The organism is Pseudoalteromonas sp. CNAT2-18.1, from assembly GCF_022347865.1.
Taxonomy (GTDB): domain Bacteria; phylum Pseudomonadota; class Gammaproteobacteria; order Enterobacterales; family Alteromonadaceae; genus Pseudoalteromonas; species Pseudoalteromonas ruthenica.
This window is the reverse complement of sequence record NZ_JAKRFR010000002.1, coordinates 221217-240437: the sequence shown is the minus strand read 5'-3', so window position 1 is coordinate 240437 and position 19221 is coordinate 221217. Positions and strand designations below refer to the sequence as shown.

The 19221-nt window shown below is 48.4% G+C and carries 18 protein-coding genes; 11 read left to right on the top strand and 7 right to left on the bottom strand.

Going from position 1 to position 19221, the window contains the following annotated elements; genetic code table 11:
* Window positions 1–34 precede the first annotated feature (34 nt).
* The 9 genes from cspD (at window position 35) to MHM94_RS04425 (ending at window position 8817) form a co-directional block, all read left to right on the top strand.
* Window positions 35–256, top strand: coding sequence for a cold shock domain-containing protein CspD (gene cspD, locus MHM94_RS04465; RefSeq protein ID WP_022944168.1), 222 nt, complete (start codon window positions 35–37; stop codon window positions 254–256).
* A gap of 303 nt (window positions 257–559) precedes the next feature.
* The gene (locus MHM94_RS04460) at window positions 560–2782 is read left to right on the top strand and encodes an NADP-dependent isocitrate dehydrogenase (protein ID WP_235419045.1); all 2223 of its coding nucleotides are present in this window, start codon (window positions 560–562) and stop codon (window positions 2780–2782) included.
* Window positions 2783–2846: 64 nt separating this feature from the next.
* Complete coding sequence (locus MHM94_RS04455) at window positions 2847–3482, top strand: pseudouridine synthase (RefSeq protein ID WP_235419046.1); 636 nt, start codon at window positions 2847–2849, stop codon at window positions 3480–3482.
* On the top strand, window positions 3475–3918 hold the full coding sequence (locus MHM94_RS04450; RefSeq protein WP_235419047.1) for an NUDIX hydrolase: 444 nt from the start codon (window positions 3475–3477) through the stop codon (window positions 3916–3918). Before MHM94_RS04455 ends, MHM94_RS04450 begins: the two co-directional genes overlap by 8 nt.
* 83 nt (window positions 3919–4001) lie before the next feature.
* Window positions 4002–5102 (top strand): tRNA 2-thiouridine(34) synthase MnmA, encoded by a 1101-nt coding sequence (gene mnmA / locus MHM94_RS04445; protein WP_022944164.1) that lies wholly within the window; start codon window positions 4002–4004, stop codon window positions 5100–5102.
* A 1-nt stretch (window position 5103) separates the two neighbouring features.
* Window positions 5104–5706, top strand: a complete 603-nt coding sequence (gene hflD, locus MHM94_RS04440) for a high frequency lysogenization protein HflD (RefSeq protein ID WP_045978760.1) — start codon at window positions 5104–5106, stop codon at window positions 5704–5706.
* A gap of 68 nt (window positions 5707–5774) precedes the next feature.
* Window positions 5775–7142, top strand: a complete 1368-nt coding sequence (purB, locus tag MHM94_RS04435) for an adenylosuccinate lyase (RefSeq protein ID WP_235419048.1) — start codon at window positions 5775–5777, stop codon at window positions 7140–7142.
* Window positions 7143–7207: 65 nt separating this feature from the next.
* Window positions 7208–8350: a cupin domain-containing protein gene (locus MHM94_RS04430; protein WP_235419049.1), complete on the top strand. Its 1143-nt coding sequence runs from the start codon at window positions 7208–7210 to the stop codon at window positions 8348–8350.
* A gap of 8 nt (window positions 8351–8358) precedes the next feature.
* Window positions 8359–8817: a GNAT family N-acetyltransferase gene (locus tag MHM94_RS04425; RefSeq protein WP_022944160.1), complete on the top strand. Its 459-nt coding sequence runs from the start codon at window positions 8359–8361 to the stop codon at window positions 8815–8817.
* Here MHM94_RS04425 and MHM94_RS04420 read toward each other — a convergent pair.
* The 5 genes from MHM94_RS04420 to MHM94_RS04400 form a co-directional block, all read right to left on the bottom strand.
* Window positions 8801–9223 (bottom strand): DUF4826 family protein, encoded by a 423-nt coding sequence (locus MHM94_RS04420; protein WP_022944159.1) that lies wholly within the window; start codon window positions 9221–9223, stop codon window positions 8801–8803. The two genes, MHM94_RS04425 and MHM94_RS04420, sit on opposite strands and share 17 nt — an antisense overlap.
* Window positions 9224–9306: 83 nt before the next feature.
* Entirely contained in the window at window positions 9307–10548 is a 1242-nt protein-coding gene (locus MHM94_RS04415; RefSeq protein ID WP_022944158.1) for a lipoprotein-releasing ABC transporter permease subunit, read from the bottom strand.
* Window positions 10545–11243, bottom strand: coding sequence for a lipoprotein-releasing ABC transporter ATP-binding protein LolD (gene lolD / locus MHM94_RS04410; protein WP_235419050.1), 699 nt, complete (start codon window positions 11241–11243; stop codon window positions 10545–10547). Before lolD ends, MHM94_RS04415 begins: the two co-directional genes overlap by 4 nt.
* Entirely contained in the window at window positions 11236–12444 is a 1209-nt protein-coding gene (locus tag MHM94_RS04405; protein ID WP_235419051.1) for a lipoprotein-releasing ABC transporter permease subunit, read from the bottom strand. The genes lolD and MHM94_RS04405 overlap by 8 nt, the downstream gene beginning before the upstream one ends.
* Before the next feature lie 101 nt (window positions 12445–12545).
* Window positions 12546–13439, bottom strand: coding sequence for a LysR substrate-binding domain-containing protein (locus MHM94_RS04400; protein ID WP_026110998.1), 894 nt, complete (start codon window positions 13437–13439; stop codon window positions 12546–12548).
* An 89-nt stretch (window positions 13440–13528) separates the two neighbouring features.
* On the opposite strand from MHM94_RS04400, the gene MHM94_RS04395 reads away from it, so the two are divergent.
* Both MHM94_RS04395 and fghA read left to right on the top strand, forming a co-directional pair.
* Entirely contained in the window at window positions 13529–14656 is a 1128-nt protein-coding gene (locus tag MHM94_RS04395) for an S-(hydroxymethyl)glutathione dehydrogenase/class III alcohol dehydrogenase (protein WP_053911303.1), read from the top strand.
* Window positions 14657–14664: 8 nt separating this feature from the next.
* The gene (fghA, locus tag MHM94_RS04390) at window positions 14665–15513 is read left to right on the top strand and encodes an S-formylglutathione hydrolase (RefSeq protein WP_152440704.1); all 849 of its coding nucleotides are present in this window, start codon (window positions 14665–14667) and stop codon (window positions 15511–15513) included.
* Between the two features lie 23 nt (window positions 15514–15536).
* Here the strand turns inward: fghA and MHM94_RS04385 are convergent, their stop codons facing one another.
* Window positions 15537–17054: a BCCT family transporter gene (locus MHM94_RS04385; RefSeq protein WP_235419052.1), complete on the bottom strand. Its 1518-nt coding sequence runs from the start codon at window positions 17052–17054 to the stop codon at window positions 15537–15539.
* Window positions 17055–17216: 162 nt separating this feature from the next.
* Window positions 17217–19109 (bottom strand): beta-ketoacyl synthase, encoded by a 1893-nt coding sequence (locus MHM94_RS04380; RefSeq protein WP_235419053.1) that lies wholly within the window; start codon window positions 19107–19109, stop codon window positions 17217–17219.
* Window positions 19110–19221: the final 112 nt, after the last annotated feature.

Genomic DNA, 19221 nt, shown 5'->3' with positions numbered 1-19221 from the left:
CTAAATTAGTCAACTTATAGAAGGATGTAGAAGTATGGCTTGTGGAAAAGTCAAATGGTTCAACAACGCCAAAGGGTTCGGTTTTATCCAAGAAGATGGTAGCGAAGAAGATATCTTTGCCCACTATTCCACTATTCAGATGGACGGATATAAAACACTGAAAGCTGGCCAAGATGTTACGTTTGAACTGCAACAAGGGCCTAAAGGCCTGCACGCAACCAATATTGCACCAACTGATGGCTCTGAACCGCTTTAATGCGGAAAGACCTAAGTGCTTTTGAGGCGTACGCAGACATTCAACAGTACATCGAAGAGCGGGCTTTGCAGTATTTCGGCTCGCTTTGATCTCCCCCTGACCCCTCCCTCTTTTTTATTTACCGTAAAATTCGTTCATTTGTGTAAACATTACTTGAATTTTTTCTAATCGCCCTAACGTCTAGGTGAATGGAGCTTTTCTGTTTAGCTTGTTACACTGCCATACAGTAACAGCACGAGTTGGCCGCGCTAAACTAGACTTTAAAAGCGGTCGATACGATACAACGATAAATTAGGACACAAAATGACCTCGAAAATCATTTATACAAAAACTGATGAGGCGCCAGCCCTGGCTACCTACTCACTCCTACCTGTTATTGAAGCCTATTCCAAAGCTGCGGGCGTTGAGGTAGAAACCCGTGATATCTCGCTAGCCGGGCGCATCATTGCGCTATTCCCCGATTTCCTAAACGAAGATCAGCGCATTGGCGATGCACTTGCCGAATTAGGTGAGTTGGCAAAAACACCTGAAGCAAACATTATCAAACTGCCTAACATCAGTGCCTCAATTCCACAGCTGAAAGCGGCCATTAAAGAGTTACAAGCGCAGGGTTATGCCCTTCCAGATTACCCAGATGAGCCAAAGAACGAGCAAGAACAAGACGTTAAAGCACGTTATGACAAAGTAAAAGGCAGTGCGGTAAACCCTGTATTACGTGAAGGTAACTCAGATCGTCGTGCGCCTTCTTCAGTAAAAGCGTACGCTCGCAAAAACCCACATTCAATGGGCGCATGGAGCAAAGATTCACAGTCACGTGTCGCGTCAATGCAAGACGGCGATTTCTTCGGCTCTGAGCAGTCAGTGACCGTTGATAAAGCCACTAGCGTGCGTATTGAACATGTTGACGGTGCAGGTAACACCACCGTATTGAAGCCAGAAGTAAAATTACTTGATGGCGAAATTATTGATGGCTCACGCATGAGCGCAGCAAAGTTACAGGCCTTTATTGGCGAGCAAATTGATGCTGCGAAAGAGCAAGGCGTGTTGTTCTCGCTGCACATGAAAGCCACTATGATGAAAGTGTCGGACCCAATTATCTTCGGCCACGCGGTCAAGGTGTTCTACAAAGACGTTTTCGACAAGCACGGTGAGCTCTTCAATGAGTTAGGCGTAGACGTTAAAAATGGTATTGGCGATGTGTATGCACGTATCGAAAACCTTGATGAAGCCAAGCGCAAAGAAATCGAAGCGGACATTATGGCCGTGTATGACAAGCGTCCACGCGTAGCCATGGTTGACTCAGACCGAGGTATCACCAACTTACATGTACCTAGCGATGTGATCATTGACGCGTCAATGCCAGCCGCTATTCGTTCATCAGGCCAAATGTGGAATGCCGATGGCCAGTTGCAAGACGCCGCATTTGTTATCCCAGATCGCAGCTACTCTGGCGTATACGATGCAACCGTTGAGTTTTGTAAAAAGCACGGCGCATTTGACCCAAGCACCATGGGCAGCGTGCCTAACGTCGGCTTGATGGCGCAAAAAGCGGAAGAGTATGGCTCACACGACAAAACGTTTGAGATCAAATCAGCCGGTAAAGTACGCGTTGTCGATGCGAACGGTCACACCTTAATCGAGCACGATGTTGAAGCCGGTGATATTTGGCGTATGTGTCAGGTTAAAGACGCGCCTATCCAAGACTGGGTTAAATTAGCAGTGAACCGTTCACGCGCGTCGAACACCCCTGCGGTATTCTGGTTGAATGAAAACCGCGCCCATGACGCCGAGCTAATCAAAAAGGTGAACACCTATTTACCTCAGCACGATACTGACGGCCTAGATATTCGTATCATGGACCCAGTCGCGGCAACGCAGTTCTCATTAGAGCGTATCAAAGACGGTAAAGACACCATTTCCGTTACCGGTAACGTATTGCGTGACTACCTAACTGACCTATTCCCGATTCTAGAGTTGGGAACCAGTGCTAAAATGCTGTCTATCGTTCCATTAATGAATGGCGGCGGTCTGTTTGAAACTGGCGCCGGCGGTAGTGCACCTAAGCACGTGCAGCAATTCCAAAAAGAAAACCACTTACGTTGGGATTCTTTAGGTGAATTCCTTGCGCTGGCAGCATCATACGAGCACCTAAGCGGTCGCTTTGACAATGCCAAGGCACAAGTGCTCGCCGATACGTTAGATGCAGCAACAGCGAAGTTCTTAGATGAAAACAAATCACCGTCTCGTAAAGTAGGTGAAATCGATAACCGTGGTAGCCACTTCTACCTAACGCTGTTCTGGGCCGAAGCGCTTGCAGCTCAAGATGACGATGCTGATCTAAAAGCACGTTTCTCAGAAATTGCAGGTGAGTTACGTAGCAACGAGCAGAAGATTATGGATGAGCTTAACGGTGCCCAAGGTAAAGCCATGGACATTGGTGGTTATTACCAGCCAAATGAACAACTTGCCTTCGGCGCGATGCGTCCAAGCGAGACATTTAACGCGATTCTAGCTAAACTTAAGTAATCGCCATTAATGCATTGGAAGGCACCCATAATGGGTGCCTTTTTTATTGGAAAAACTAACATTGATGAAACAACCACGTGGATTTAAAAGCGCAAGCGGACATGCGCGCACGCGCCCGAAAAAAGCCAGTAAGCCCCCGTTGCCGAAAGAGCAAGTAAAAGTCGTGCTGTTTAATAAGCCTTTCGATGTGCTTAGCCAATTCACCGACGCTGAAAAACGGCAAACCCTGGCGGATTTTATTCCAATTAAACATGTGTATGCCGCTGGTCGTCTAGATAGAGACTCTGAAGGCCTGCTACTGCTTACTAACTGCGGTAAGTTACAACATCAACTGGCCAATCCGAAAAAAAACACCTTTAAAACCTATTGGGCCCAAGTCGAAGGCGCAGTCAGTAAAGAAGCGCTCGAGGCACTACGAACCGGGGTCGAATTAAAAGATGGTCTGACCCGCCCTGCCAAGGTAAGTGTTATTGCCGAGCCACCTCACCTTTGGCCTCGTAACAGGCCTATTCGTGAGCGCAAAAGTGTGCCCACTACCTGGCTGCAAATTGCTATCAGTGAAGGGCGTAACCGCCAAGTAAGGCGCATGACCGCCCATGTGGGCCACCCCACCCTTAGGTTGGTAAGAGCCAGTATAGGTGAGTATCAATTGGGTGAGTTACAACCCGGCCAGTATCAGGAACTGCGCCCTTATGCATAAGCCAAATGTCACGGTCGCCATGGTCGTAAAGTGCGCAGAACGCTATTTACTGGTAGAAGAGCGCGATAAAAGCACCGGCCAGCGTGTATTGAATCAACCAGCGGGCCATTTGGAAGCGAACGAAAGCTTAATTGCAGCAGCGCAGCGCGAGTTATTGGAAGAAACAGGGCTCAACCTCGCGCCGCAAGGCCTAGTGGGTATTTACAGTTTACAAGCGCGCAATGGCACCCATTATTTGCGATTTTGCTTTTTTGCTGAGCTCGATGAAGCAAGTGAAACCGCTCCCCAAGATAGCGATATTATTGCCTGCCACTGGCTGAACATAGCGCAAATCAAGGAGCTGCCATTGCGTTCGAGCATCGTGTTAACATGCATTGATGACGCCCAAAACCGCCCTATCTTACCCTTAGAATATCTGCGTCATTGTCAAGACTAAGCGCGCAGCAGTACTTCAAGCCCTTATGTAAGCGTGGTATAATCCGCGCCTTAGTAGCAACGTGATAGTTATTTTCAGTTTTTATGACCGATAACAGCCAAATAAAAGTCATCGTCGGCATGTCCGGCGGTGTAGATTCCTCCGTCTCAGCATACCTGTTAAAAGAGCAAGGCTACCAAGTGGAAGGCTTGTTTATGAAAAACTGGGAAGAAGACGACAATGACGAATATTGTGCCGCCGCCGAAGATTTAAAAGATGCGGAAATGGTATGTGAAAAGCTGGGAATTGAGCTGCATACGGTCAACTTCGCTGCCGAATACTGGGATAACGTGTTTGAGTACTTCTTAGCCGAATACAAGGCAGGACGTACCCCGAACCCAGATATCATGTGCAATAAAGAAATCAAATTTAAAGCTTTTTTAGAATTTGCTGCAGAAGCCTTAGGCGCCGATTACATAGCCACAGGTCACTATGTGCGCCGTGAGCAACGCGGTGATAAATTTGTCATGCTGCGCGGCGAAGACGACAATAAAGACCAAAGCTACTTTTTGTATACTTTGAGTCATGAACATATCGCGCAAACCCTCTTCCCGGTCGGTGATATTCCTAAGCCACAAGTGCGAGCTATCGCTGAGCAACAAGGCCTAGTCACCCACGATAAAAAAGACAGCACCGGTATTTGCTTTATCGGCGAGCGCAAATTTAAAGACTTTTTACAGCGTTACTTACCCGCCCAACCCGGTAACATTGAAGACACCGAAGGTGAAGTTGTCGGCGAGCATGAAGGCTTGATGTATCACACCCTAGGACAGCGTAAAGGTTTGCATATAGGCGGTTTAAAAGAAGGTTCAGGTGAGCCTTGGTATGTGGTTGATAAAGACATTGAGCGCAACGTGCTTATCGTTGGTCAAGGCAAAAATCATCCACGGCTATTTAGTAATGGCTTAAACGCCAATCAACTGCATTGGGTTGATCGCATCGGGCCTAAGGGCACATGCCGACTTACGGTAAAAACCCGCTATCGCCAACAAGATATCCCCTGCACCGTGGTCGCTGGTGAAGACGGCGTCGCACGCGTGCTGTTCGATGAACCACAAAAAGCGGTAACACCCGGTCAATCGGCGGTCTTTTATGACGGAGATGTGTGCCTAGGTGGCGGCATTATTGACTCGGTGATTAAATAATATGAATGCCAATCAGATCATGGCCCTAGCCGCTATGTGCCAAGTGGCCATTCAAGTACAAAAGCTCGCTAAGTATGGCCAAGCCCAGCAAAGTGATATCGAACCCCTGCTCAATTCGCTGGTAGTTACCGACCCGGATAACGTCGAAGATGTATACGGCTCTCGTCGCGAGCTATACAGCGGCTATCGCGCCCTGGTGGCGCAGCTAAGTGCCGGCACCGAGAAAAATGTCGAACTCGTAAAATATGTCGGTGGCTTAATTCAGCTCGAGCGCATCTTAGCCTCCAAGCCCGAGGCGTTGAATAAGTTGGGTAGTGAAATTCAAACCACTAAAAATAAGCTGACTCACTTAGAGCTAATGGATGAGTCCATTATTGCCGCTTTTGCCGAGACATATGCGACGGTAATAAGCCCCCTTGGGCAGCGTATCCAAGTATTTGGTCAGCCTCAGCTACTCAAACAAAGCAGCATTCAAAACCGTATTCGCGCCCTGCTATTAGCCGGTATTCGTGCGGCGGTGTTGTGGCGCCAGCTAGGTGGTAAGCGGCGACACTTTATTTTTGCCAAGCGCAAGATGTTGGCATTGGCCAAAGAACAACTTTAAACCCCAGCGCCGCCTCCGGTGGCGTACACATAGACATTATCGTTCAAACGTAAAACTTAGGAGTTAATATGGAGCTTTCAGCGTTAACCGCGATCTCTCCGGTAGATGGGCGCTACGGTAGCAAGACCAGCGAATTACGTAGCATTTTTAGTGAATATGGCCTGATCAAATACCGCGTACAGGTAGAAGTACGTTGGTTACAAGCTCTTGCTGCTGCCGAGCAGATCACTGAAGTTCCGGCTTTAAGTAGCGAAGCCAATGCACTCCTCGATGGCATTGTAGCCAATTTCAACGAGCAAGACGCACAGCGTGTCAAAGATATCGAGCGTACCACCAACCATGATGTTAAAGCCGTTGAATATTTACTAAAAGAAAAAGTGGCTGATAACGCTGAGCTTAACGCCATCAACGAATTCATTCACTTCGCCTGCACCTCGGAAGACATTAACAACCTATCTCATGGTTTAATGCTGCGCGAAGCCCGTGATAGCGTATTACTCCCTTACATGGATCAACTGCTTGAGGCCATTAAAGCCAAAGCGATTGAGTACAAATCGGTAGCAATGATGACCCGTACTCACGGTCAGCCTGCTTCGCCTTCGACCATGGGTAAAGAGTTTGCCAATGTTTATATGCGCTTAAAACGCCAACGTGATCAGGTTGCGAGCATTGAATTGCTTGGCAAGATCAATGGCGCAGTCGGTAACTACAACGCTCACTTAAGTGCTTACCCTGATTACGATTGGCACAGCCACGCCGAGCGTTTTGTTACAAGCTTAGGCCTAAGCTGGAATGCTTTTACAACACAAATCGAACCGCATGACTATATTGCCGAGCTGTTTGATGCCGTTGCCCGCTTCAACACCATTATCATCGACTTTGACCGTGATGTGTGGGGTTATATTGCTCTGAACCACTTTAAACAAAAGACCATTGCCGGCGAGATTGGCTCATCAACCATGCCGCATAAAGTGAACCCGATTGATTTTGAAAACTCCGAAGGTAACCTTGGCATCGCCAACGCTATTTTTGCCCACTTAGCGCAAAAACTACCAATTTCTCGTTGGCAGCGTGACCTAACCGACTCAACCGTATTACGTAACTTGGGTGTGGGCATGGGTTATACCTTGATTGCCTACCAAGCAACGTTAAAAGGTGTAAGCAAACTAGAAGTGAACGAAGAGCGCCTATTGGCCGAGCTTGACCAAAACTGGGAGCTGCTTGCTGAGCCGATTCAAACCGTAATGCGTAAATACGGCATTGAAAAACCGTATGAAAAGCTTAAAGAGCTGACTCGAGGTAAACGTGTAGACCAAGCCGCTATGGCTGAGTTTATCGATACCCTAGCGTTACCTGAGCAAATCAAAGCGCAACTAAAAGAATTAACACCGGCAAATTATATTGGCCGTGCCGTTGAATTTGTAGATAACCTATAAGTCCATCGACAGTGATAACATAAAAGCGAAAGGGCTGCCCTTTCGCTTTTTTATTGGGAGAAACTATGTATAGCTTAACAATCAATGAGCTGACTAAAGAACAGTTTTTGCAGCACTATTGGCAAAAGAAGCCGCTGCTGATAAAAGCGGGCTTTACTGATTTCAATGACCCACTCTCGCCCGAAGAGCTTGCCGGGCTTGCTATGGAAGAAGGGATTGAATCACGAATTGTCACCAATGATGGCAGTTGGCAATGTCTAAATGGTCCTTTTGAAGACTTTAGCGCCCTTGGCGAGTCTGACTCAACCTTGTTGGTGCAGGCGGTGGACCACTGGCATCCTGAGGCAAGTCAATTGCTGGAACCATTTCGATTTATTCCGAATTGGCGTATTGATGATTTAATGGTTAGTTACTCTACCCCAGGCGGCGGCGTTGGCCCCCACTTAGATCAGTATGATGTGTTCATTATTCAAGGGCAAGGGCAGCGCCATTGGCGCGTTGGCGAGGTCAATAAGAACCTACGTCAATTCAGCGCTAATAAAGGCTTACTACAAGTCGAGCCTTTTGAGGCCGTCATTGATGTGCAACTAGAGCCTGGCGATATTCTCTATATTCCCCCGAATGCACCACACGAAGGCTATGCCGTGGCCCCCTCACTGAACTACTCGGTGGGCTTTCGCGCTCCCAACCAAGTTGATTTAATGAGTGCCTTTGCCGATCACCTTATCGATCACGACCTAGGTCAACATCGCTATGGCGACCCAGAACTGGCAATTCGTAGCAGCCAAGGCCAACTTCAAACACACGAGCTCGATAACCTACGCGCGCTAATGCATCAGGTAATCGATGACGATAAGGTGTTTTTGCGCTTTATTGGCGAAACGTTGAGCCAACCTAAACACGACAAAGACTTACTCCCTGTTGAACCCGCCATGTGCGCAGATACTATTTGCGACTATGTGAGCGATTATCCGCATTTATACAAGGCAGGAGGCTTACGAGCCCTATACATTACTCGCGATAACGCGGTCATATTATTTGTCGAGGGGCACAGCTTTTCCCTTCCAATTGAGCATCTTGGCGTTATACGAGCCTTGTGTGATCAGCAAAGCATCTGCACATCCGAACTTGAGCCTGCGTTAAATTGTTTACTTTTTCGACAAACCTTGTCTACACTGATCAATGAGGGATACTGGTACAGTGAATAGGAGGGTGTATGTCCTATCAGATCCACCAAGTCGACTGGGGATCACAAGACAACCCAATAAGGCAAATTCGCGAAAGGGTTTTTGTGTGTGAGCTGAATATACCAAAGGCCATCGAGTTTGATGGCCGCGATACAACCGCCCTGCACTTTATTGCCTATGCAGATAACGGCGAACCCGTTGCCACTGCGCGGCTATGTAAAGATGGCTTACTTGGCCGAATAGCCGTGCTACCGCCCCATCGGAACCGAGGCATTTACTCGCAAATGCTCACTTTCATACTGAGCAACGCGGCCAGCAATGGCTTAGAGTCGATATGCATTAACTGCTTACTCGATGAAGTAGAGCGCTTTAAGAACAAGGGTTTCTCGCCGTGTGGGTGCGTGTTTATGGAGGCGGGCATTCCAAGGCAACGCCTGCAATGCCCTATTGCACAATGTGATTCAAGCCCCTTTACGATGGTTCATTAACCCATAACGCGTCTTTGTCACACAGCTCATACAAGCCGTGAGCGCGCTTGATTAGCAGTTGTGCAAAGTCGTGTTGGGTTTTATCTAAGTTTTGGCTATTGAGTAGCTGCTCAGCTTGCATTTGCCACTGCAACGAGAAATAGCGCATTGCCTCACGTGCGTTGGTCGCTGCTGTAACCTCAACATGATCAGCAGGCAGACGCCCTGTGATCACCCAATAAGTTTTGCCGTTTTGCGCTCTAAACTTCCACACTGCACACAAAGGGGCGAGGAATCGACTGTCTTTGTCGACAACCGATTTAGGCATAATGCCCTTCTCTGCTAAATGCTTTTGCGCACTTTGGAAACAGTGGCGTTGGAATTCGCGAATTTCTTGTTCTTTTTGCTGTTCTTGTTGTTCTGACATGTTACTACTTTTTTATCTGTTAACGCTGGCTTCACTTTACGAATTACCAATCCGTGTTGCAAGAGCTACGACGGATTTTGCCGTTAATTGCCAAGTACTTTAGCTGGGTCCACCTTGCTGGCCTGCCAAGCTGGGTATATAGAGGCTAAAACAGTGATGACAAGGGCAATCACAGCAATAGCAACAATATCCTGCCAATGGATTTGCGAAGGTAAAAAGTCGATAAAGTAGACCCCAGCCAGCTTGTTCTCACCGATAAAGGCACTCCACCAAGCAAAAAGTTCGGTGATGTTCATGGCTAACAGTACGCCGATAACAATACCTACTATAATCGCGAACAGCGCTGACACCACACCTTGCAGTAAAAATGCATGCATAATCACAAAGTCACTGGCCCCCATGGTGCGCAATATAGCGATGGCGCTTTGTTTTTCTTTTACTTCCATAAATAGCGACGAAACGATATTAAAGCTCGCCACCGCGATGATCAGAAAGACACTTAAATACACAATAGTGCGAACCATTTGAATGTCCGCATAGAGGCTGCCTTGGGTTCTTATCCAGCTATTGACGTACACATAATCACTGAGTGTACGGCCTATGGCCATTGCCTGAGTTTGCGCGGCAAAGACATCATGCAGTGTTACTCTTAGCCCTGTGACCTGATGGTCAGCCATTGAAAAAGCCGATTGCAACCTAGACATAGGCAGGTAAATCAATTGCTTATCAAGCGGCCCATGGCTGTTTAGCATGGCCACCACCCGACCTTGTATGCGGATCGGTGCAGACAGTCCTTTGCTTTTATTCGTCACATCACTCATTAGCAAAGTGATATCATCACCAATATTAACCGCCAGTTGTTTTGCTAGCTGCTGGCCGATAATAACCTCATTGCCTGCGAGTTGTGCTAAAGGTTTACCATCAATAAACTCATCGGCGATTGATACTTGGCTTTCAAACTCAGGCACAATCCCCCTAAGCTGAGCGGCGGCCAGTTCACCTCGATATTGCGCCATAGCATTGGCAGCAACAAAGGGCGCCGCGCTGGCTACCGCATCCTGCTCTGCCAGTTGCTGGCGTTTCGCTTGCCAGTTATCAATAGGGGTATCAGCGGCGACATACTCTACATGGGGCACCAAGGCTAGCAGCCGCTCTACCAACTGCTGCTGAAACCCATTAACCACCGAGAGCGCTAATATCAGTACCGCCACACCGAGGATAATGCCAAGACTGGAGCTTTTCGCCATAAAGCCCATAAATCCCGAGTGATGCTGAGATTTACGAAACCGCCGCGCAAGTTGGTAGCTTAGCTGTAGGGCATTCATTGTGCTTTGCCCACCACAGATTCATGAAGCACCCCTTCATCGAGTTCCACCTGGCGACTCAACTTCCCTGCTAACTCCAAATCATGGGTTACCACCACAAAGCTGGTTCCCAAATCTTGTTGTAACTGAGCAATAAGTTCATAAATACGCTGGGCATTATGTTTGTCTAAATTACCTGTGGGCTCATCGGCCAAGACTAAGGCAGGCTCGTTGACGATGGCCCGAGCAATAGCAACCCGTTGGCGCTCTCCGCCGGATAGCTTGGCGGGCTTGTGGCTCAAGCGGTGTGAGAGGCCAACGCGCTCAAGCATAGCTGCTGCCTTTTGCTGGGCTTGTTTAGCGTTGACCCCAGCGATGAGCAGTGGCATAGCGACATTTTCTAGTGCGGTAAACTCCATCAATAGGTGATGAAACTGATAAATAAAACCGAGGTGCTTGTTACGAAATTGGGCCTGTTGCTTACGGCTAAGCGCCGCAACATCGGTATCACAAATACGTAATTGGCCGCTACTTGGTACATCTAAGGTACCAAGAATATGCAGCAAAGTGCTTTTTCCAGACCCAGAGGCGCCAACAATGGCAACACTTTCGCCGCGCTCTAAAGATAAATCGATGCCTTTTAAAACAGTAATCTCTTCTGCTGCATCGGCATATGTTTTGATTAGGCTTTCACAGCGTAATACTGCATTACTCATATCGTAGAACCTCTGCCGGGCGGACCTGCGCCGCTTTTTTTGCTGGGTATAGCGTTGCTAAAAAGCTCATAAAAATTGCTCCGGCAACAATCGCTAATAAATTAATAGAGGATACCACCACCGGCAGCTCCTGCTGCCCTAGAAGCTGGATTCCTATACTCGCTAAAAGTGTATTCAAATTGCTCACCACCAACAGTGCCAATACGGCGCCGATAATGCTACCCACTACACCGTTGTACATACCCTGAACCATAAACACGCGAGCCACTTGGCGGTAGTTAAGCCCTAATGTCTGCAAAATAGCGACCTCGCCTTGTTTCTCTCGCACCATCATGGTCAACGACGAAACAATATTAAATACCGCCACCAATATAATCAGTCCTAGCAGTAGGCTCATGATACGCTTTTCCATTGCCACTGCTGAGAACAGGCTTCCCTGACTTTGCCGCCAATCGGTTATGCCTTCACGCTGGTCGATGGGGAGTTTACGTAGCACCTCATCCACTAAGAAAGGGTCCTTGAGCATCACTTCTAATGGCGCGTGCGCTTGCTCACGGATGCGCATCACGCGTTGTAATGATTCGCCGGAGGTAAATAAAGTATGCATATCAAGCTCAGACCCAGTGCGATAGATGGCGTTAATGGTAAACAATCGCTGTGCGGGAATACGCCCCATAGGGGTATAGGTCGAGACACTGGGAATAGTCACACGCAACGTGTCTCCCAAGCCGACCTGCAAAGAACGAGCAAGGTAACGGCTAATGGCGATCGTGTAGCGCTGGGCAAAAACCTGTCTACTATCGCCTACTTCAACATGTTCAGTGACATGCTCAGGAAGCGCTTCATAGGGAGCTTGCAGCAATACACCTTGGATATCGGCGCCGCTTTGCACAATCGCCTGCGCTTGATGGTAACGGTTGATAGCTTTGACCTCAGGCATTTGCTGCAACCTTGTTTGCAGTGCTTGTTGCTGCGCTTCATTGCGTTGCTGCATATCGATTTGCAGATGAGGGATCATCGATAACATTGAGCGTTTGAGGTTGTTTTCAAAGCCATCCATCACCGACATAACCGTAAACAAGGCGGTGATCCCTAAGGCGATGCCAGCGATGGAGAAAAACGACACAAAAGACACAAAGGCACTGCCTTTGGAGAGTCGCGAATATCGCAGGCCAATAAATAAACTGACAGGCTTATACATCAACAGGTTAACAGTCCAATTGCAAAGCGATGATGCTAACACAGGGGCCGGCGAATAGGTATCCCAACGCGCCCATCACCTGTGTTTGCATAGAGCTGGGCTTAAAAATTAGGCTTGAGCGTTTCACTGAGGTGATCGGCAAAGTAATCTAGCAAGGTTTTGGTGGCATTCGCCAAGTAAAGGTTAGCCGGGGTGACGGCCCAAATGGGCTCTTTGCGTATCGCAAATGGTTGCAGTACCTCATGCAAACGCCCCTGTTGTAAATCGCTGCGCACGTAGTAATCAGGTAGTTGCACCAATCCTAGCCCTTGCTTGGCGGCATCCGCTAGTGCCCAACCGCTATTACAACGCAGCCGGGTTTTACTGATTTTCACATGGCGCACCCGTTGTTGCTCAGCAAAGCGCCAATAATCCGAATGACCAACCAGGCAGTGATGATAGTTGAGTTCGCTTAAAGCATAAGGCTCACCCTGCTGCTCAAGGTATGAAGGTGCGCCACAAACCACCACAGCGCGGGCACCAATGCGTCGTGCAGTGAGGTTGGAGTCAGCCAGCTCACCGATACGGATGGCCAAGTCGATATGTTCTGATATCAAATCTAGAGATTGGTTACTGAGCATCATATTGACGCTCACTTTGGGGTATTTAGCCATAAATCGATGCACCAAAGGCATAATAAATTGCTCACCAAACATCACCGGTGCGGTAATTTTAAGTTGCCCACTGGGCTGCGCTTGTTGCTCTTTGAGAGCCCACTCCCCTTGCTCCAATACCGCTTGCGCCTTTTTAGCATGATGCAACAACAGCTCACCTTGCTGCGTTAGCACCACTTTACGTGTGCTGCGGATAAACAGCTGAGTATTGTAGTACTCCTCCAAAGCGCTTACCGAGCGGCTTATATGCGCCACGGATGTGCCTAGTTGTTTGGCTGCTTGGGTGAAAGAAGCCGCTTGCGCAGCAGCGACAAACTCGACCATACCTTGCCAGCGCATTATTACCTCTGTGTAAAAGTATATTAATCTGGGCCAAAAAGTATCATATTGTGTAATAATTTCACCACTTTTACATAAACGGGAACACAAAAATGGCCGAATTTATTAAATCAAAAGCTGCTGTAGCCTGGGGTCCAAAGCAACCACTTAAAATTGAAGAAGTGGATGTCATGATGCCTAAGGCCGGTGAGGTGCTGGTTAAAGTCCATGCATCTGGCGTATGCCACACTGACGCATTCACTCTTTCTGGTGAAGATCCAGAAGGCATATTCCCTGCCATTTTGGGCCATGAAGGAGGCGGTGTTGTTGAAGCCGTCGGCGAAGGAGTCACTAGTGTGGCGGTAGGCGATCATGTTATTCCACTTTATACGCCAGAGTGTGGTGAGTGTAAATTCTGTACTTCTGGCAAAACCAACCTATGCCAGAAAATTCGCGAAACTCAAGGTAAAGGCCTGATGCCAGATGGCACCACACGCTTTTATAAAGACGGTGAGCCAATTTATCACTACATGGGCACCTCTACCTTTTCGGAATACACGGTTTTACCGGAAATCTCATTAGCAAAAGTGAATAAAGAAGCGCCTTTGGAAGAAGTGTGTTTACTTGGTTGCGGCGTTACCACCGGGATGGGTGCGGTGCTCAATACTGCAAAAGTACAGCCGGGTGATACCGTCGCTATTTTTGGTCTCGGTGGCATTGGCTTGTCAGCCATCATTGGCGCGAAAATGGCTGGTGCGAGCCGTATTATCGGCATTGATATCAACGAGAGCAAATTCGCCCTGGCAGAAAAACTGGGTGCCACTGACTTGGTTAATTCCAATGATTACGACAAGCCTATCCAAGAGGTCATTGTCGAGATGACCGACGGCGGCGTTGATTTCTCATTTGAGTGTATTGGTAACGTCAATGTTATGCGCAGTGCTCTAGAGTGCTGTCATAAAGGCTGGGGTGAGTCCGTAGTCATTGGTGTTGCCGGTGCTGGACAAGAGATTTCTACCCGTCCTTTCCAATTGGTTACCGGTCGTGTGTGGCGCGGAAGTGCCTTTGGTGGCGTTAAGGGACGCTCAGAGTTACCAGAAATTGTAGAGCGTTACCTAAACAACGAATTCGCTCTCAATGATTTCATAACCCACACCATGGGCCTTGAGGATATCAACGAGGCGTTTGATCTGATGCATCAAGGCAAGAGCATTCGCAGCGTCATCCATTTTGATAAGTAGAGGGTACTATGAGCCTTGAACTGATCTCAAAGAACAAGGTTCACGGCGGTTGGCATAAACGCTACCGCCATGAATCTGCCGTCAACAACTGCACGATGACGTTCGCTATCTATTTACCACCCGGGGTGGATGAAAGTCAGCGCGCGCCGGTGCTGTATTGGCTTTCCGGTTTAACCTGCAGCGATGAGAACTTTATGCAAAAAGCAGCAGCATTCAAAAGTGCTGCTGAGCTTGGTCTTATTATCGTTGCCGCTGATACCAGCCCTCGTGGCGAGCAAGTTGCGGACGATAAAGAAGGTGCCTATGATTTCGGCCTGGGTGCTGGGTTTTACGTTAATGCCACGCAAGCACCTTATGATCAGCACTACCAGATGTATGATTATATCAATGAGGAACTACCGGCGCTTATTAACGAGCATTTCCCGGTCAGTGGTAAGCAAAGCATCAGCGGCCACTCCATGGGCGGTCACGGCGCGTTGGTATTAGGGCTGCGTAATAGCGATAAGTTTGCCAGTATCAGTGCCTTTGCACCGATAGCGAGCCCCACTCGGTGTCCTTGGGGTGAAAAAGCCTTAGCCGGCTATTTGGGCAATGATAAGCAGACATGGCGCGAATATGACAGTAGCTTATTACTGGCAGAGACCAACGCCGAGCAGTGTCCCCCGCTCCTGATCAGTCAGGGCTTGGCGGACGATTTCCTGCAACAGCAGCTTAAACCTGAGCTGCTACAAGCAAGCGCTGATGAAGCGGGCATTGCGCTTATTCTCGAGCAACATCCCGGTTACGATCATAGCTACTTCTTTATTAGCAGCTTTATTGATCAACATTTGCGTTTTCACGCCAAGCACTTAGCTTAATTCCAACCCCCTCCTGAGTGTCATTACTCGGGAGGGGGTTGCTGCGAGTCGTCAAGCAACTCTTGCGTAAAGGCGCGAATAAACCCCACAAGTTGCACAATAAAGATCAGTAAAAAAGGAATACCACCAATTACCGCAATATTGCGGTTAAGCGGTTCATCGGCAATAAGCAGTAATGCAAGGCTTATCACCGCCATCGCTGATGACCACAAAAAGAGTGAGGCGCGCGAGTGCACGCTTTCACAGAGCTGGCGGATCACCAGCAGCGCAGAATCGGCACTGGTGGCCACAAACACCATGAGTAATAGCAAACTTAGCCACGCCAATAGTTCACCAACGCCACCAAGTTGCGAGAAGAAAATAAACACACCTTGAGTGTAATCGGCGCTGATCACGGCAGCTAAATCCGCTTGGGTCTGGCTATCCAATGCCAGTGCTGAGCCCCCTAATACGCTGAACCACACTAAGCTGACCATAGTTGGGATGGTAGTCACACCGAGAATGTATTGCCATAGTGGTCGACCTCGAGATATACGCGCTAAAAACAGCCCTACAAAGGGCCCCCACGCCAACCACCAAAAATAGTAATTATAGGTCCAGGTTGAGGCCCAATCAGCATCTTTTAATTGCGAGTCAAACTGCCATGCACCTGAAACCACCAGCAACAGGTACTCTTTTAGACCATTCCACAAAGTGCTCAAAATAGGCGTTAGCGGCACCGTCAATATCACCAAAGCCATCATAATAAACGCTAGATAGACATTGAATTTACTGAGCACCTGAATACCACGGCGCAGCCCAAAACGAGCTGAAGTAACATACAACGCGGTGATCGCGAGCAGCATTAAGGCACCGACCCAATGTGCATTTAAACTCAAGCCGTAATGCTCAAGTTTAATGGTGACGCCATTTTTCAATAACATACTGGCATTGGCAATGGTGCCCACCACGCCAAAAAAGATGGCGATAATGGCAACAAAATAAATAACTCGTTTGATGCGTACTTTATGCTTTACTCCTAAGGAGCCCGGTAAGGCGTGTAATACCGGCGCACTGAGATCATCCGCGTTTTTTATCGCCCGCGTAACACCGCCTAGCATCAAACCAAATACCGCGTAAAGTGCCCATGCATGAAAGCCCCAGTTGAGCATAGTTAAGGCCATACTGGCGGCAACTGGCTCGGGATACATGCTGTGCTTAAGAGGCATTTGATGGCTGTGCAATACCGGCTCAGCGACGCCCCAAAACACCAACCCCGAGCCCATGCCTGCGGCAAACAGCATGGCCAACCAGCCGAAAGTGGAAAACTCTTTTTGGGCATCAGCCCCACCCATTTTCCTTCCCGCCAAGGGACTAAAGCACAACATCAACAAAGCGAGCAGGAGCGCGTTTACAAACAGGAAAAAGCCGCTGCCCAAGTAGGCAATAGCTGTTTGAATGGCAGGTTGAATTAACGTTTTTAGGCCCTGGGGCCATAACGCGGTGATCGCCGCAATAGCGACACACACCACCAGCGCTTTACGTTCTAGGGAGTTTTTCACTACGCACCGAGCAATAAAGACAAACGCGTATTTTAGCTACAGGCTGCGCCCGAGGCAATTGCTTTACCGTGATAAAGCAGGCCACCTGAGTGACCTGCTGGTATATTGCGCAAATCTCCAAGGATTATGGCAGCAGCCCATAATCAATGAACAATGGTTACGCTATTTCATATCTGCAAAAGGGTTTTCAATGTTAAGTTTCACCGAGTTTGTAAACCCGGGAATGCGCATTTGCTGCTGATCAAAGTGAATATCTTCCTCATCGATTAGGCTTTCACCAAAGCGATAGATGATGTTGAATTCACCTTGCTGTGCTTGTTGCCAGTAAATTTGCTGCTGAGCGAGGGTACTTTGCAAGCGCTTGTGGTGTTCGCTCATCGCCTGCTCTCCATGGCGTTTAGCCAACATCTTTTTGGTCAATTCGGGGCTTAGCACGGGCGCAGTAGCGTTGTTACCACCAAAGCCCTTCGAGTTAATAAAGGCAACGTCCTGCGCATCACAGTGACGATGGGTCAAACTGATATGTAAGCGGTCATCGTGCACATCATCAGCCACTTTATCGATGGTCGTGATCCCCGGCATGATGTTGGTATCAAACACCCCTAATGCAAAGGCGAGCTGATCGCCACTGGCTGGCGCGATGGTATGGCCCACATAGGCTTTCGGGGCTACGATAGGCCATTGCTCAATACCATAGGCGCTGGCAATACGGTCGTAAATAGCAGACTCAGTGACACGATTTTGCGGCGTACTTGAGCCATGGGCCAATACAAAGCTGCGCTGTGTTAAAGATTCATCGCCAACCATGGCTTGGGCTAAGGCCACAGATTTGGCCATGGTGATGTAATTACCCGGCCCTGGCGCAGTTATTGACTTTTTATACCCATCGGCATTTACAAATACCTCTGGCACACTGCCACGTATTTGCGCACCCAGCTCTAAGGCTAGGGCGTCATCCATAAGAATGGTGACTTGTGCCCCCTCACCTATGGTGAAACCGCAGTTGTCACCGAACGGGCGGGAAGTACGGCGATAATCTACTTCATCGGTGTTATCAAGCTTTTTCAAATTATCATCGTTGGCCAACGCACCCATATTCCCGAAGCCTTCAATAATCTCCGGCTCGATGGCACACTCACTTGAAGCAACAATAGCCACGCGCGTACGCCCAGCGGTAATATCATTCACCGCAGCGCGCAGATTATATAAAAACGTGGCACAGGCACCCGATGTGGTAAACGTCGTGCCGACACTGCCGGTTACGTAGGCATTGATAAAATCCGTCGACATGGTGTTTAAACCAAGCGCTAACTGCTTAGTACTGACGCGATCACCTTGTAAGCGGGAACGAAATAGACCGCCTAAGCCTTCGCTATTGACCTGCCCCGCAACCGAAGCGCTGTAAGTACCAATTTGATCGGGCGCTACAGCACTCATTACTTTTTGCCAATCAAGGCCACTGGAATGAATAGCATCACTGGCTGCAAAAATTGTCGCTTGCAGCCCCCGAGGCTGATAACGGCTGTTATATAACACCGACGGGTCAAAGCCCGTTGGCAATTGCCCCGCCGCTTTAATCGGGTTATCTCGGAAACTATCATGCTTAAAGGTAAATTCGCCGTTGATACGTACTTCAACTTGGCCTTTATCTAGCTCAGTTATTTGCCAGTTACTAGGCACTGGCGAAGGTAATTGCCGTGCTCGCGTGGTAAAGGTGATCGCTTGTTCGCTGTGACCAGTTAACTTTTGCTGCCAGTGAGTCGCATCCACATCGAAGTGCGTCGCCTCAATACGGCGAATAAGCGTACCCGATAAAATTTGTTCGCCAAGCTGGCTCTCAACATTGTCAAGAGTAATGGTATTTCCATCGCCATCAACTAATTGCTCTTCTTGCTTACTCACCAAATTCATAAGCGCAGCAAGACCAAGCAAGGTTTCTTGGCGCTGTTGCTGCCCTAAAGCATCGAGGACAACACGACGAAACCCTTGGTTAAACGAAGTACGGCCAGCGGCATTGATGCCACCCATAGCGACAATGACAGGTAATGCTTTCATAATAACTCTAAGACGTTAAGACTTTATATGCCTCTAGTGTAAGTGGAACTACACCAAGTCTTTGTGCTTTAATGGCCATATATTTATTAAAAATAGCCAAATTAAAGTGGTC

What these genes read in the sequence shown, in the direction of transcription:
- cspD (WP_022944168.1), top strand. Translation starts at nt 35, where the DNA reads ATGGCTTGTGGAAAAGTCAAATGGTTCAACAACGCCAAAGGGTTCGGT.
- MHM94_RS04460 (WP_235419045.1), top strand. Translation starts at nt 560, where the DNA reads ATGACCTCGAAAATCATTTATACAAAAACTGATGAGGCGCCAGCCCTG.
- MHM94_RS04455 (WP_235419046.1), top strand. Translation starts at nt 2,847, where the DNA reads ATGAAACAACCACGTGGATTTAAAAGCGCAAGCGGACATGCGCGCACG.
- MHM94_RS04450 (WP_235419047.1), top strand. Translation starts at nt 3,475, where the DNA reads ATGCATAAGCCAAATGTCACGGTCGCCATGGTCGTAAAGTGCGCAGAA.
- mnmA (WP_022944164.1), top strand. Translation starts at nt 4,002, where the DNA reads ATGACCGATAACAGCCAAATAAAAGTCATCGTCGGCATGTCCGGCGGT.
- hflD (WP_045978760.1), top strand. Translation starts at nt 5,104, where the DNA reads ATGAATGCCAATCAGATCATGGCCCTAGCCGCTATGTGCCAAGTGGCC.
- purB (WP_235419048.1), top strand. Translation starts at nt 5,775, where the DNA reads ATGGAGCTTTCAGCGTTAACCGCGATCTCTCCGGTAGATGGGCGCTAC.
- MHM94_RS04430 (WP_235419049.1), top strand. Translation starts at nt 7,208, where the DNA reads ATGTATAGCTTAACAATCAATGAGCTGACTAAAGAACAGTTTTTGCAG.
- MHM94_RS04425 (WP_022944160.1), top strand. Translation starts at nt 8,359, where the DNA reads ATGTCCTATCAGATCCACCAAGTCGACTGGGGATCACAAGACAACCCA.
- MHM94_RS04420 (WP_022944159.1), bottom strand. Translation starts at nt 9,223, where the DNA reads ATGTCAGAACAACAAGAACAGCAAAAAGAACAAGAAATTCGCGAATTC.
- MHM94_RS04415 (WP_022944158.1), bottom strand. Translation starts at nt 10,548, where the DNA reads ATGAATGCCCTACAGCTAAGCTACCAACTTGCGCGGCGGTTTCGTAAA.
- lolD (WP_235419050.1), bottom strand. Translation starts at nt 11,243, where the DNA reads ATGAGTAATGCAGTATTACGCTGTGAAAGCCTAATCAAAACATATGCC.
- MHM94_RS04405 (WP_235419051.1), bottom strand. Translation starts at nt 12,444, where the DNA reads ATGTATAAGCCTGTCAGTTTATTTATTGGCCTGCGATATTCGCGACTC.
- MHM94_RS04395 (WP_053911303.1), top strand. Translation starts at nt 13,529, where the DNA reads ATGGCCGAATTTATTAAATCAAAAGCTGCTGTAGCCTGGGGTCCAAAG.
- fghA (WP_152440704.1), top strand. Translation starts at nt 14,665, where the DNA reads ATGAGCCTTGAACTGATCTCAAAGAACAAGGTTCACGGCGGTTGGCAT.
- MHM94_RS04380 (WP_235419053.1), bottom strand. Translation starts at nt 19,109, where the DNA reads ATGAAAGCATTACCTGTCATTGTCGCTATGGGTGGCATCAATGCCGCT.